Genomic DNA, 13276 nt, shown 5'->3' on the forward strand with positions numbered 1-13276 from the left:
CAGTTCCACAGCCAATGCCAGGTACTACTGCTCGGGTGACCGTTGATTCTGCATAGCTGCTTTACAGTCGTAGAGCACTGCAGGGAACTTGCCAGCTCCATTGGTTACCCGAGTTTAATTTTTTTCGCAAGCAGGCCGATCCTCGGCCACACCGCGGAGCATTCAAACAGATGAATTTAGAAAATGCCCTCTAAAGAGCGCGAGGCTCGGGCTAGAGCATCAGCTTGACGATGGACTGATCCGGATCGCGGGTTTTGCCGGCGGCTTTGAGCTCGGCGAGATAATCGGCCCAGAGTGCGTCATGACGTCGCCCCAGCTCGTAGAGATATTCCCAGGTGAACAGCCCGCTGTCGTGGCCGTCGTCGAAGGTCAATTTCAGTGCGTACTGACCGGCCGGTTCCAGCTTGCTCAGGCCGACATTCAGTTTGCCGAATTGCAGGATCGGTTTGCCGTGGCCCTGGACCTCGGCGGAGGGGGAGTGCACGCGGAGGAATTCCGCAGGCAGGGTGTATTCCTCGCCGGACGCGTATTTGAGTGTCAGGGTCTTCGAGGCTTTGTGCAGTTTGATGTCGGTGGGAATCATAGGAAAAGCCTTCAGCTGCGAGCTACAAGCGGCAAGCTTAACTCAGCTTGCCGCTCGCAGCTTGCAGCTTGCCGCACTACAGAATGTAGCGGGACAGGTCTTCGTTCTGCGCCAGTTCGCCGAGGTGGCTGTTGACGTAGGCGGCGTCGATCAGGATCGCCTTGTCGTCATGGGCGCTGGCGAGGTCGCCGGCACTGAATGACACCTCTTCCAGCAGGCGCTCGAGCAGCGTGTGCAGGCGACGGGCACCGATGTTCTCGGTTTTCTCGTTGACCTGCCAGGCGATCTCCGCCAGGCGCTTGATGCCTTCGGGCTGGAACTGGATGTTCAAGCCTTCGGTTTTCAGCAGCGCGCAGTATTGCTCGGTCAGCGAGGCGTGCGGCTCGCTGAGGATGCGCTCGAAGTCTTCCGGGCTCAGCGCCTTGAGCTCGACGCGGATCGGCAGACGACCCTGCAGCTCAGGGACCAGATCGCTCGGCTTGCTCAGGTGGAATGCACCGGAGGCGATGAACAGGATGTGGTCGGTCTTGACCATGCCCAGCTTGGTGTTGACCGTGCAGCCCTCGATCAGCGGCAACAGGTCGCGCTGCACACCCTCGCGGGAGACATCGGCGCCGCCGACATTGCCGCGCTTGGCGACCTTGTCGATTTCGTCGATGAACACGATGCCATGCTGCTCGACGGCTTCCAGGGCCTTGGCCTTCAATTCTTCTTCGTTGACCAGGCGCCCGGCTTCTTCATCGCGCACCAGTTTCAGCGCTTCCTTGACCTTGAGCTTGCGCGCCTTCTTCTTGCCCTTGCCCATGTTGGCGAACAGGCTCTGCAGCTGGTTGGTCATCTCTTCCATGCCGGGCGGCGTGGCAATCTCGATGCCGGCCATTTCGGCCACTTCGATCTCGATTTCCTTGTCGTCCAGCTGGCCTTCGCGCAGGCGCTTGCGGAACAGCTGGCGCGTGTTGGAATCCTGGCTCGGCGCCTCTTCATTGCTGAAGCCCATGCGCGCCGGTGGCAGCAGGGCGTCGAGGATACGGTCCTCGGCGGCGTCTTCGGCGCGGTGACGCACGCGGGTCATTTCCTGCTCGCGGAGCATCTTGATCGCGGCGTCGGCCAGGTCACGGATGATCGACTCGACGTCACGGCCGACGTAGCCGACTTCGGTGAACTTGGTCGCTTCGACCTTGATGAACGGGGCGTTGGCCAGTTTCGCCAGGCGACGGGCGATCTCGGTCTTGCCGACGCCGGTCGGACCGATCATCAGGATGTTCTTCGGGGTCACTTCAACGCGCAGCTCTTCAGGCAGCTGCATGCGGCGCCAGCGGTTGCGCAGGGCAATTGCGACGGCGCGCTTGGCATCGTCCTGGCCGATGATATGGCGGTTGAGTTCGTGGACGATTTCGCGGGGAGTCATGGACATAATAATTGACGGTCCTCAAGCAGAAACAAGCCGTGGCACTTAGGCCGCGTCAGGCTTATTCAGCGAGATCCTGCTCCTCAATGGTCTGGGTGTGGTTGGTGAATACACAGATATCGCCGGCGATGCCGAGAGCGGTCTCGACGATTTCACGGGCCGACAGGTCGGTCTTTTTCAGCAGCGCGCTGGCAGCGGCCTGCGCGTAGGCGCCGCCGGAACCCATGGCGATCAGGCCGTCTTCGGGTTCGACCACGTCACCGTTGCCGGTGATGATCAGCGAGGCGTCCTTGTTGGCGACCGCGAGCATGGCTTCGAGGCGGCTCAGGGAACGGTCGGTGCGCCACTCTTTGGCGAGTTCGACGGCGGCACGGATCAAGTGGCCCTGGTGTTTTTCCAGCTGGCCTTCGAAACGTTCGAACAGGGTAAAGGCATCAGCGGTGGCACCGGCAAAACCGGCGATGACCTGGCCGTGGTACAGGCGACGCACTTTCTTCGCGTTGCCTTTCATCACGGTGTTGCCGAGGGAAACCTGGCCGTCGCCGCCCATGACGACTTTGCCGTGGCGGCGGACTGAAACGATGGTGGTCAAGGGGAGAGTCTCCACGCTGCGGGGCGAAAATGCCTTCTGCCCATTCATATGGGGGTGGTGGAGAGGATTTCAACCGGGGAGGGCGCAGGGGGACGAACGGCAGAGGGCAGACCAGAATTATGTTGGGCTGGTCATGACGCCTTCGCGAGCAGGCTCGCTCCCACAGGGACTGCGTGATTCCTGTGGGAGCGAGCCTGCTCGCGAATGAACGATGACGCGGATGCCACTGACGGAATCAGCGGCTCTGGCGTTGTTGTAACAGCAGATTGCTGAAACCGCTGCCGGCCAGTTGTTTCTGGGCGGTGGTCAGCTGTTCACGGTTGCTGAACGGGCCGACCAGCACGCGGTACCAGGTCTCATCCTTGACCGTACCCGACTCCACCGAAACGGCCTGGCCGAGCAGAATGATCTGCGCCCGAACCTTGTCGGCATCGGCCTCCTTGCGGAACGAACCGGCCTGCAGGAAGAACTTGGTCACCGGCGCGGCCTTGCTCACCGGTGGCGCGGGCGGCGGGGTGATCCCGGCCAGGGCCGCCTGGGCGCGCGCGGTGTCGATCTTCGCCGCTTCCGCCGGGGTCACTGGCGTGGTCGGGATGTTCGGCACCTGCGGCGTCGGCAGGGTCTTCTCCGGCACGGCATCCGGCGGCACGATCACCTCCGACTCCGGCAGCAGGGTGTAGAAGTCGTACTTCGGCTTCACCGGTTGCGTCGGGCTCGGCGGGGTCTTGTTGGCCTCGGCGATCTTCGACGCTTTCTGCTGCTGCGCCTGCTCGACCTTCTCGCGCTTGACCGTGTCGCTGCCCTTGCCGGGTTCCAGTTTCATCAGGAACACGATGAATGCACCGACCGTCAGGCCGATGGCCATCCACAACCAACCCGGGATCGGTTGCTTTGCAGGAGCTTGGTAACGGCTGGCGCCACGCTTGGGTGCAGGTTTTTTCTTGGCAGCCAACTTACATGCGCTCCAGGGTTTCCAGGCCCAACAGCTCCAGGCCTTGCTTGAGGGTACGGCCGGTCAGCGCGGCAAGGCGCAGGCGGCTCTGCATTTGCGCCGGGGTGTCGGCGGCGAGGATCGGGCAGTTCTCGTAGAAGCTGGAGAACAGGCCGGCAACGTCGTACAGGTAAGTGCAGAGGATGTGCGGCGTGCCTTTTTCCGCGACGCTGTTCAGCACTTCGCCGAACTGCGCCAGTTTGGCGGCCAGCTCTTGCTCATGGGCGGCTTCCAGCACGATCTGGCCGTCGACTTCGCTGAAGTCCTTGCCCAGCTTGCGAAACACGCCGGCCACGCGGGTATAGGCGTACAGCAGGTACGGCGCGGTGTTGCCTTCGAAGTTCAGCATCAGGTCGAAGTTGAAGCTGTAGTCGCTGGTGCGGTGCTTGGACAGGTCGGCGTATTTCACCGCACCGATGCCGACGACCCTGGCGATGTTGCGCAGTTCGTCTTCGGCCAGTGTCGGGTTTTTCTCTTTTACCAATGCGTAGGCGCGTTCCTGCGCTTCGGTCAGCAGGTCGATCAGCTTGACGGTGCCGCCATCACGGGTCTTGAACGGACGGCCATCGGCGCCATTCATGGTGCCGAAACCCATGTGCTCCATCTCCATCGGATGGGTGACGAACCCGGCCTTGCGTGCCACCGCGAACACTTGCTGGAAGTGCAGGGCCTGGCGCTGGTCGACGAAATACAGCGCGCGGTCAGCCTTGAGCTTGCCGCTGCGGTAACGCACGGCCGCCAGGTCGGTAGTGGCGTACAGATAGCCGCCGTCGGCCTTGACGATGATCACCGGCAGCGGCTCGCCGTCAGCGTTCTTGAACTCGTCGAGGAACACGCACTGGGCGCCGTTGCTCTCGACCAGCAGGCCCGCTGCCTTGAGGTCGTTGACCACGTTGATCAGGTCGTCGTTGTAGGCGCTTTCGCCCATCACGTCGGCCATGGTCAGTTTGACGTTGAGCAGTTCGTAGATCTTCTGGCAGTGCGACAGCGAGATGTCCTTGAAGCGCGTCCACAGCGCCAGGCACTCGGCATCGCCGGCCTGCAGCTTGACCACCAGGCCACGGGCGCGGTCGGCGAACTCCGGGGATTCGTCGAAACGCTGCTTGGCGGCACGGTAGAAGTTTTCCAGGTCCGACAGCTCGTCGCTGGTGATCGGGTTTTCCTGCAGGTAGGCCATCAGCATGCCGAACTGGGTACCCCAGTCGCCCACGTGGTTCTGGCGGATCACTTCGTCGCCAAGGAACTCGAGAACACGGGCCACGCCGTCGCCGATGATGGTCGAGCGCAGGTGGCCGACGTGCATCTCTTTGGCCAGGTTCGGTGCCGACAGGTCAACCACGGTGCGCTGCGCCGGGCCGGCCTTGCGCACGCCGACGTGAGCGTCGGCCAGCGCGGCGTCGAGGCGGTTGGCCAGGGCCTGGGTGTTCTGGAAGAAGTTGATGAAGCCCGGGCCGGCGATTTCGGCCTTGCTGACGTTCTCGTCGGCCGGCAGCGCGGCGATGAGTTTTTCCGCCAGGTCGCGCGGCTTCATGCCCGCAGGCTTGGCCAGCATCATCGCGATGTTGCTGGCGAAGTCGCCGTGGGTCTTGTCACGGGCGTTTTCCACCTGGATCGCCGGCGACAGGCCTTCAGGCAACACACCTTCGTTGACGAGTTGGGTGAGGGCTTGTTGGATCAGCTGGCGAATGGTGTCTTTCATGGTCTTCTCTTTCGACCGCAAGCGCGGCGGCGCATCGGTGCGCGGGTGGAAAAACTGGGCATTATCCGTTGCGAAGACGGGCTTGCCAACCTTAGCAAACAGGATGTGGATGTGTGGTGACAATTCCTCAGTCATCGCTGGCAAGCCAGTTCCCACAAGAGCGACGCAATTTCCCTGTGGGAGCTGGCTTGCCAGCGATAGCAATCGATCAATCAATACAAATCCACAGGGTCGACATCCAGCGACCAGCGCACCGCCCGCCCGCTCGGCATCTGTTCCAGCACCAGCAACCAGCTGGCGAGCAATCGATGCAGCGGCGCCCGTGCTGTGGCCTGCAGCAACAACTGCGCGCGATAGCGCCCGGCGCGGCGCTCCATCGGCGCTGGCACGGGGCCCAACAACTCGATACCGCTGAGGTTCTGTTCGGCCAGCAGGCGCTCGGCCTCGCTGCACGCCTCATCGAGGAAACCTTCGGCCTGCCCCGGCTTGTGCGCTTCCGCGCGCAGCAGCGCCAAATGGGCAAACGGCGGCAAACCGGCAGCACGCCGCTCGCTCAGAGCCTGTTCGGCGAAAGCGAAATAGCCCTGCTCGGTCAATTGCACCAGTAACGGATGATCGGCGAGGTGGGTCTGGATGATCACTTTGCCCGGCTCCTCCGCCCGCCCGGCGCGTCCGGCGACCTGGACGATCAGTTGCGCCATGCGTTCGCTGGCACGGAAGTCGCCGGAGAACAGCCCGCCGTCGGCATCGAGGATCGACACCAGTGTGACCCGCGGGAAGTGGTGACCCTTGGCCAGCATCTGCGTACCGACCAGAATGCACGGTTGCCCCTTCTGGATCGTGGCGAACAGCTGGTTCATCGCGTCCTTGCGCGACGTGCTGTCGCGGTCGACCCGCAGCACCGGGTAATCCGGGAAGAGGATCGCCAGGCGCTCCTCGGCGCGCTCGGTGCCAGCACCCACCGGGCGCAGGTCGACCTTGTTGCATTTGGGGCACTGGCGCGGCGTGCGTTCGACGTAGCCACAGTGGTGGCAGCGCAGTTCGCCATAGCGCTGGTGCACGGTCATCCGCGCGTCGCAGCGCTGGCACTCGGACATCCAGCCGCAATCGTGGCACAACAGAGTCGGCGCGAAACCCCGGCGGTTGAGGAAGACCAGCACCTGCTGGCCGGCCGCGAGGGTCTGGCCGATGGCTTGTTGCATCGGCCCGGAAATGCCGCTGTCCAGTGGACGGCTTTTCACGTCCAGGCGCAGGAAACGTGGCTGCTTGGCGCCGCCGGCCCGTTCGTTGAGGCGCAGCAGGCCATAGCGGCCGGTGTAGGCGTTGTGCAGGCTTTCCAGCGACGGCGTGGCGGAGCCGAGGACGATCGGCACGTTTTCCTGCCGCGCCCGCACCAGGGCCAGGTCGCGGGCGTGGTAACGCAGGCCTTCCTGCTGTTTATAGGAGCCATCGTGCTCTTCGTCGATGATGATCAGCCCGGGATTTTTCATCGGCGTGAACAGCGCCGAACGGGTGCCGATAATAATGTCGGCTTCGCCGTCGCGGGCGGCGAGCCAGGCATCGAGGCGCTCGCGGTCGTTGACCGCCGAGTGCAGCAGGGCGATGCGCGCATTGAAACGCTGCTCGAAGCGCGCCAGGGTCTGCGGGCCGAGGTTGATCTCCGGGATCAGCACCAGTGCCTGCTTGCCGGCCTCGAGGGTTTCGCGGATCAGCTGCAGATAGACTTCAGTCTTGCCGCTGCCGGTGACACCGGCCAGCAGGAAGGCGTGATAGCTGTCGAACCCGGCGCGGATCGCTTCATAGGCCGCGCGTTGTTCGCTGTTGAGCGGCAGCTCCGGCTGCGCCAGCCAGTGTTCGTGGCGGGCGCCGGGGGCATGGCGGCGCACTTCGACCTGCACCAGCGCCTTGGCCAGCAACAGGTCGAGACTGTCCTTGCTCAGCATCAGTTTGCTCAGCAACTGGTGAGCCACGCCGTGGGGGTGCTGGGCCAGCGTCGCCAGGGCTTCGCGCTGGCGCGGGGCACGGGCGATGCGCGGATCCTCGAGGCTGGCGCCGGGCGCCACCGACCAGAAGCGTTCCTGGCGGGCCTCGGCCGGTTCGCCCTGGCGCAACAGCACCGGCAGCGCCCAGCTCAGGGTGTCGCCGAGGCTGTGCTGGTAATACTGCGACGTCCACAGGCACAGCTTGAACAGCGCCGGCGGCAGCGGCGAGGTCTCGTCGAGCAGGGCCAGCGCGGGCTTGAGCTTTTCCACCGGCACTTCGCTGGTGTCGCTGACTTCCACCAGCACCCCGATCATCTCGCGTCGACCGAACGGCACCCGCAGGCGCATGCCCGGCTGCAACTGGGCGCGCAGCACGCCGGCCGGGGCCCGGTAGTCGAACAGGCGGCGCAGGGGCGAAGGCAGGGCGAGGCGCAGAATGGCGTCGGGCACGCGGGGGGATCTCGATCAGCAGGCGATTAAAAGGACTGCGTACATAACCTGTGGGAGCGAGCCTGCTCGCGAAAGCGGTGTGTCAGGCGGCTGATATGGCGGCTGATAATTCGTCTTCGCGAGCAGGCTCGCTCCCACAGGGACAGCGCAATGGGCCGGGAGCCTAGCAGACGGTCGGTCTAAGGGACAGCTTGCGCGATTGACATTGTCTGGTAGAATCCGCGGCCTAATTACGTGCGGTATTCAACAATCGTGTTGGGTGGCGGCACGCTAGCTGAGGAAGACATCATGAAAGCTGATATCCACCCGAATTACCCAGAAGTTGCCGTAACTTGCAGCTGCGGCAACAAGTTCGAAACCCGTTCGACCTTCGGCAAAGCCCTGGCGATCGACGTTTGCAACGAATGCCACCCGTTCTACACCGGTAAGCAGAAGACTCTGGACACCGGCGGCCGCGTTCAGCGCTTCGCCGACCGTTTCGGTGCTTTCGGTGCGAAAAAGGCCTAAGGCCCTTCATTCTGGAAAACCTCAGCGGCTTTTCCGGTCTGATGAAAAAGGCGTCCCTCGCGGGCGCCTTTTTTGTGTCCGCGATTTGGCTGTCCGCCGCCCAGGCCTTCTGTCCGGCGCCCGCCGGACTCGCCAGCGTCGCGGTACAGCGCGTGGTCGATGGCGACACCTTGCGCCTGAGCGACGGGCGCAGTGTGCGCATGATCGGTCTCAACACCCCTGAGCTGGGCAAGCAGGGCCGCAGTGACGAGCCGTACGCAGTGGCGGCGCGCCAGCGCCTCGAGGCACTGGTCGCCGACAGCGGCGGACGTGTCGCGCTGGTGCCCGGGAGAGAAGCCCGCGATCGTTATGGCCGCACCCTCGCGCATGTCTACAGCAGCGGCGGCGCCAATCTCGAAGCGCAAATGCTGGCCGACGGCCTCGGTTTTCAGGTGGCGGTGGCGCCGAATGTCGATCTCGTCGCTTGTCAGCAAGCCGCCGAGCGCAGTGCGCGGCAGGCCGGGCGAGGCCTCTGGCGGCATTCGCCTGTACTGAAAGCGGAGCAGATCCGTCGTTCCGGTTTCGCTGTGGTCAGTGGGCGTGTGAGCAAGGTTCAACGCAATCGCGGCGGAATCTGGATCGAATTGCAGGACTCGCTTGTACTGCGGGTTGCGCCCAATCTGCTCGGCCAGTTCGACAGCCAGCGTCTGCAAGCGCTCAAAGGCCGGCAAATCGAGGCGCGGGGCTGGATCGTCGATCGTTCCCGACGCGGCGGCCTGGACGCTTCGCAGGCGCGCTGGTTATTGCCACTGACCGATCCGTCGATGCTGCAACGCGCGCGCTGAATAAAAATTGTAGACATTTTTTCTGTCGATTGTGAACAGTCCAGCCCTTGTGCGCCGTGGCTCTTGGCCCAAAGTCGTAGGGCAGGGCGCTTGACAGGGGTGACCGGGCAGTCTTGTGGGGACTTTGCGAGGCGCGTATCCTCGCTGACCAGTCTGTCCAACAGTAAAAAGCGGAATGCCCACATGTCTGATCTGAAAACTGCCGCTCTCGAATATCATGCCAATCCTCGTCCAGGGAAGCTGAGTGTCGAGCTCACCAAGGCCACTGCTACCGCCCGCGACCTGTCGCTGGCCTACAGCCCCGGCGTAGCCGAACCAGTACGCGAGATCGCCCGCGATCCTGAACTGGCCTACAAGTACACCGGCAAGGGCAACCTGGTTGCAGTCATTTCCGATGGCACCGCGATTCTCGGCCTGGGCAACCTCGGCCCGCTGGCCTCCAAGCCTGTAATGGAAGGTAAAGGCGTGCTGTTCAAGCGCTTCGCCGGCATCGACGTGTTCGACATCGAAGTCGATTCGGAAAGCCCGCAAGCCTTCATCGACACCGTCAAGCGCATCTCCATCACCTTCGGTGGCATCAACCTGGAAGACATCAAGGCGCCAGAGTGCTTTGAGATCGAACGCGCTCTGATCGAGCAGTGCGACATTCCGGTATTCCACGATGACCAGCACGGCACCGCGATCGTGACCGCTGCGGGCATGATCAATGCCCTGGAAATCGCCGGCAAGACCCTGCCGGAAGCCAAGATCGTCTGCCTCGGCGCCGGCGCTGCGGCCATCTCCTGCATGAAGTTGCTGGTGAGCATGGGCGCGAAGATCGAGAACATCTTCATGGTTGACCGTACCGGCGTGATCCACTCCGGTCGTGACGACCTGAACCAGTACAAAGCCGTGTTCGCCCACGCTACCGACAAGCGCACCCTGGCTGACGCCCTGCAAGGCGCTGACGTATTCGTCGGCCTGTCCGGCCCGAACCTGCTGAGCCCAGAAGGCCTGCTGTCGATGGCGGCCAACCCGATCGTCTTCGCCTGCTCCAACCCGGACCCGGAAATCTCCCCGGAACTGGCGCACGCCACCCGTAGCGACGTGATCATGGCCACCGGTCGTTCCGACTACCCGAACCAGGTCAACAACGTACTGGGCTTCCCGTTCATCTTCCGTGGTGCCCTGGACGTTCGCGCCAAGCGCATCAACGAAGAAATGAAAGTGGCCGCGGCCAACGCCCTGCGTGAACTGGCCAAACTGCCGGTCCCTCAGGAAGTGTGCGACGCCTACGGCGGCATCAAGCTGGAATTCGGCCGTGAGTACATCATTCCGAAGCCAATGGACAAGCGCCTGATCACCCTGATCTCCGACGCCGTGGCCAAGGCTGCGATCGAGACCGGTGTGGCGACCCTGCCGTATCCGAAGAACTACCCGCTGAAAAGCGTGGATGACGTGTTCAACGGCTAAGCCGTTGTAGCGCTTCAAGCAGAAGCCCCGGCTCGTCATGAGTCGGGGCTTTTTTGTGCCTGTGTGATGTGGGGTGTTCTTCAGTACCTCTTCGCGGGTAAGCCCGCTCCCACAGGTCTTGGGGGTTGATTGTGGGAGCGGGCTTGCCCGCGAAGAGGCCGGCCCACACAACACAAAATCAACAGGCATAAAAAAGCCCCGAGCTTCAGGTGAAGTCGGGGCTTTTGGCTGGGGCTTGATCAGAACAGATCGATCGGCGCCTGCTCATCCGCCGGCAGCGGGCTGCCCGGTACGGCGCCATTGCCGATCTCGTTGACTGACGGTGGCGTGTCTTCGGCCTTGAACAGCTCGAAGTAGGCGCCCGGCGTGCTTGGCGTTGCCGCACGACCGCTGACCGGATCCACCCGCAGGCTGAGGATGCCTTCCGGCTCGGGCTGAACGTGCGGCGGCTTGTCCTTGAGGGCTGCCGACATGTAGTTCATCCAGATCGGCAGCGCCACGGTGCCACCGAACTCGCGGCGACCGAGACTTTCCGGCTGGTCGAAACCGGTCCACACCGTGGTCACGTAATCGGCGTTGTAGCCGGAGAACCAGGCGTCCTTGGATTCGTTGGTGGTACCGGTCTTGCCGGCGATATCGCTGCGGCCCATGGCCAGTGCGCGTCGACCGGTGCCGAGCTTGATCACGTCCTGCAGCATGCTGTTGAGGATGTAGGTGGTACGACCATCGACGATCCGCTCGGCCACGGCAGGCGCCTGCGGCACCGCTGCGCTGCCCCGGGCTTCGCCCGCTGCTGGCGTGTTGTTGACGGTAAAGGCCTGCGGCGCCGGTGCCGCGATGCCATCGGTGGCGGCGCCGCCCTGAGGCACGCTCGGCGGGTTGGCGACGAACAGCGTATCGCCGTTGCGGCTTTCGATCTTGTCGATGATGTACGGGGTGATCTTGTAGCCGCCGTTGGCGAACGTACTCCAGCCGGTAGCGATCTCCATCGGCGTCAGGGTCGCGGTGCCCAGGGCCAGCGACAGGTTCGGCGGCAGGTCCTGCTTGTTGAAGCCGAAACGGGTGATGTAGTCGATGGTCTTGCCGACGCCCATCGCCTGCAGCAGGCGGATCGACACCAGGTTGCGCGACTTGTACAGCGCCTCGCGCAGCCGGATCGGGCCGAGGAAGGTGTTGGTGTCGTTCTTCGGCCGCCAGACCTTGTCCAGGTACTCGTCGACGAACACGATCGGGGCGTCGTTGACCAGGCTGGCGGCGGTGTAGCCGTTATCCAGCGCAGCGCTGTAGACGAACGGCTTGAAGCTCGAGCCCGGCTGGCGCTTGGCCTGCATGGCGCGGTTGTAATTGCTCTGCTCGAAGGCGAAGCCACCGACCAGCGAACGGATGGCGCCGTTCTGCGGATCCAGCGACACCAGGGCGCCTTGCGCCTGCGGAATCTGGCTGAACTTCAGTGAGTTGTTGGCCTGGCGCTGCACGCGTATCAGGTCGCCGACCTGCGCCACATCCGACGGCTGGCGCGGTGCGGCGCCCATGCTGTTGGTGTTGAGGAACGGTCGCGCCCACTTCATGGTGTCCCACGCCACATGTTCCTCACCGGTGCGGGTCAGCACCTGCAGGCCGTTCTTGTCGACCTGGGTGACGATGGCCGGTTCAAGGCTGCTGATGGTGCGCTGCTTGGTCAGTTCGCTGGCCCAGGCTTCATGGGTCTTGCCCGGCAGGCGCGACTCGGGGCCACGGTAGCCGTGGCGCTGGTCGTAGGTCATCAGGCCTTCATGCAGCGCGGTGTTGGCCATTTCCTGGAGGTTGCTCGGCACCGTGGTGGTGACGCGGAAACCCTCGGTATAGGCGTCGCTGCCATAGCGCCCGACCATTTCGGCACGGGCCATTTCGGCGATGTACGGTGCGTTCACTTCCGGAGTCGGTACGTGGTAGCTGGCGTTCAGCGGTTCGTTGACGGCGGCGGTGTAGTCCGCCTCGCTGATCTTGCCGAGCTTGTACATGCGCCCGAGGATCCAGTCGCGGCGCTCCTTGCTGCGCGCCGGGTTGGCCAGCGGGTTGAAGCGCGACGGGGCTTTCGGCAGGCCGGCGATCATCGCCATCTGCGCCAGGCTGACCTCGCGGATCGACTTGCCGTAATACACCTGCGCGGCCGCCTCGATGCCGTAGGCGCGGTTGCCCAGGTAGATCTTGTTCACGTACAGCTCGAGGATTTCGTCCTTGGTCAGCTGCCGCTCGATCTGCAGGGCGAGGAGGATTTCCGTGGTTTTACGCGAGAAGCTGCGTTCGCTGGTGAGGAAGAAGTTCTTCGCCACCTGCATGGTGATGGTGCTGCCGCCGGACTGGATGTGCCCGCTCTTGACCAGTTGGGTCGCGGCGCGCATCAGGCTGCTCGGATCGACGCCATAGTGGTTGGCGAAGTTGTCGTCTTCAGCACTTAGTAACGCATTAATGAAATTGGGCGGAATGTCGGCGAAACGGATCGGAGTACGGCGCATTTCGCCAAATTCTGCGATCAACTTGTTGTCGCTGCTGTAGACCCGCAGCGGAATCTGCAACTGAATGCTTCTCAGCGCCTCCACAGACGGCAAACCCGGACTAAGGTAAAGAAACGCGCCGCTGAGACCTAAAAGCAGTCCGCAGAAAACGGCGACGATGGACCAACCGAAAAATTTCAGCAGACGAATCAAGGCTTTTGGACATCCAGGGCAAAGAATGAATTTGGCGCCAGGGTCCCGGCAACACACAGGACGACCCGCGCTGGCAGTAAAAAGCGGAAAAAAACGCTGGG

10 protein-coding genes are annotated in these 13276 nt (G+C 63.2%); 3 read left to right on the top strand and 7 right to left on the bottom strand.

Going from position 1 to position 13276, the window contains the following annotated elements; genetic code table 11:
* Positions 1-211: 211 nt before the first annotated feature.
* From QRN70_RS20410 to QRN70_RS20435, 6 genes are all read right to left on the bottom strand, one after another.
* The gene (locus QRN70_RS20410; protein ID WP_285419705.1) at positions 212-583 is read right to left on the bottom strand and encodes a gamma-butyrobetaine hydroxylase family protein; all 372 of its coding nucleotides are present in this window, start codon (positions 581-583) and stop codon (positions 212-214) included.
* Positions 584-659: 76 nt separating this feature from the next.
* The gene (gene hslU / locus QRN70_RS20415; protein ID WP_285419706.1) at positions 660-1997 is read right to left on the bottom strand and encodes an ATP-dependent protease ATPase subunit HslU; all 1338 of its coding nucleotides are present in this window, start codon (positions 1995-1997) and stop codon (positions 660-662) included.
* Between the two features lie 55 nt (positions 1998-2052).
* Positions 2053-2583: an ATP-dependent protease subunit HslV gene (gene hslV / locus QRN70_RS20420; RefSeq protein WP_007968352.1), complete on the bottom strand. Its 531-nt coding sequence runs from the start codon at positions 2581-2583 to the stop codon at positions 2053-2055.
* A 235-nt stretch (positions 2584-2818) separates the two neighbouring features.
* Complete coding sequence (locus QRN70_RS20425) at positions 2819-3535, bottom strand: SPOR domain-containing protein (RefSeq protein WP_127648626.1); 717 nt, start codon at positions 3533-3535, stop codon at positions 2819-2821.
* Position 3536: 1 nt separating this feature from the next.
* Positions 3537-5273 carry an arginine--tRNA ligase gene (argS, locus tag QRN70_RS20430; RefSeq protein ID WP_285419707.1) on the bottom strand — a complete coding sequence of 579 codons (1737 nt, stop codon included), beginning with the start codon at positions 5271-5273 and terminating at the stop codon, positions 3537-3539.
* A gap of 212 nt (positions 5274-5485) precedes the next feature.
* Positions 5486-7705, bottom strand: a complete 2220-nt coding sequence (locus QRN70_RS20435) for a primosomal protein N' (RefSeq protein WP_285419708.1) — start codon at positions 7703-7705, stop codon at positions 5486-5488.
* Between the two features lie 288 nt (positions 7706-7993).
* Between QRN70_RS20435 and rpmE the strand changes: the two genes are divergently transcribed.
* The 3 genes from rpmE to QRN70_RS20450 all read left to right on the top strand — a co-directional run bounded on the left by rpmE (position 7994) and on the right by QRN70_RS20450 (position 10488).
* Positions 7994-8212, top strand: coding sequence for a 50S ribosomal protein L31 (gene rpmE, locus QRN70_RS20440; protein ID WP_115076259.1), 219 nt, complete (start codon positions 7994-7996; stop codon positions 8210-8212).
* 41 nt (positions 8213-8253) lie between these two features.
* A complete protein-coding gene (locus QRN70_RS20445) occupies positions 8254-9036 on the top strand; it encodes a thermonuclease family protein (RefSeq protein WP_285419709.1) in 783 nt (260 codons plus the stop codon).
* Between the two features lie 183 nt (positions 9037-9219).
* On the top strand, positions 9220-10488 hold the full coding sequence (locus tag QRN70_RS20450) for a malic enzyme-like NAD(P)-binding protein (protein ID WP_285419710.1): 1269 nt from the start codon (positions 9220-9222) through the stop codon (positions 10486-10488).
* 239 nt (positions 10489-10727) lie between these two features.
* Here the strand turns inward: QRN70_RS20450 and QRN70_RS20455 are convergent, their stop codons facing one another.
* Entirely contained in the window at positions 10728-13175 is a 2448-nt protein-coding gene (locus tag QRN70_RS20455) for a penicillin-binding protein 1A (protein WP_285419711.1), read from the bottom strand.
* Between the last annotated feature and the right edge of the window lie 101 nt (positions 13176-13276).

Origin of the sequence: Pseudomonas sp. efr-133-TYG-5 (genome assembly GCF_030209175.1) — a bacterium.
In the GTDB taxonomy this organism is placed as follows: Bacteria; Pseudomonadota; Gammaproteobacteria; order Pseudomonadales; family Pseudomonadaceae; genus Aquipseudomonas.

What these genes read in the sequence shown, in the direction of transcription:
- hslU (WP_285419706.1), bottom strand. Translation starts at nt 1,997, where the DNA reads ATGTCCATGACTCCCCGCGAAATCGTCCACGAACTCAACCGCCATATC.
- QRN70_RS20410 (WP_285419705.1), bottom strand. Translation starts at nt 583, where the DNA reads ATGATTCCCACCGACATCAAACTGCACAAAGCCTCGAAGACCCTGACA.
- argS (WP_285419707.1), bottom strand. Translation starts at nt 5,273, where the DNA reads ATGAAAGACACCATTCGCCAGCTGATCCAACAAGCCCTCACCCAACTC.
- QRN70_RS20445 (WP_285419709.1), top strand. Translation starts at nt 8,254, where the DNA reads ATGAAAAAGGCGTCCCTCGCGGGCGCCTTTTTTGTGTCCGCGATTTGG.
- QRN70_RS20450 (WP_285419710.1), top strand. Translation starts at nt 9,220, where the DNA reads ATGTCTGATCTGAAAACTGCCGCTCTCGAATATCATGCCAATCCTCGT.
- rpmE (WP_115076259.1), top strand. Translation starts at nt 7,994, where the DNA reads ATGAAAGCTGATATCCACCCGAATTACCCAGAAGTTGCCGTAACTTGC.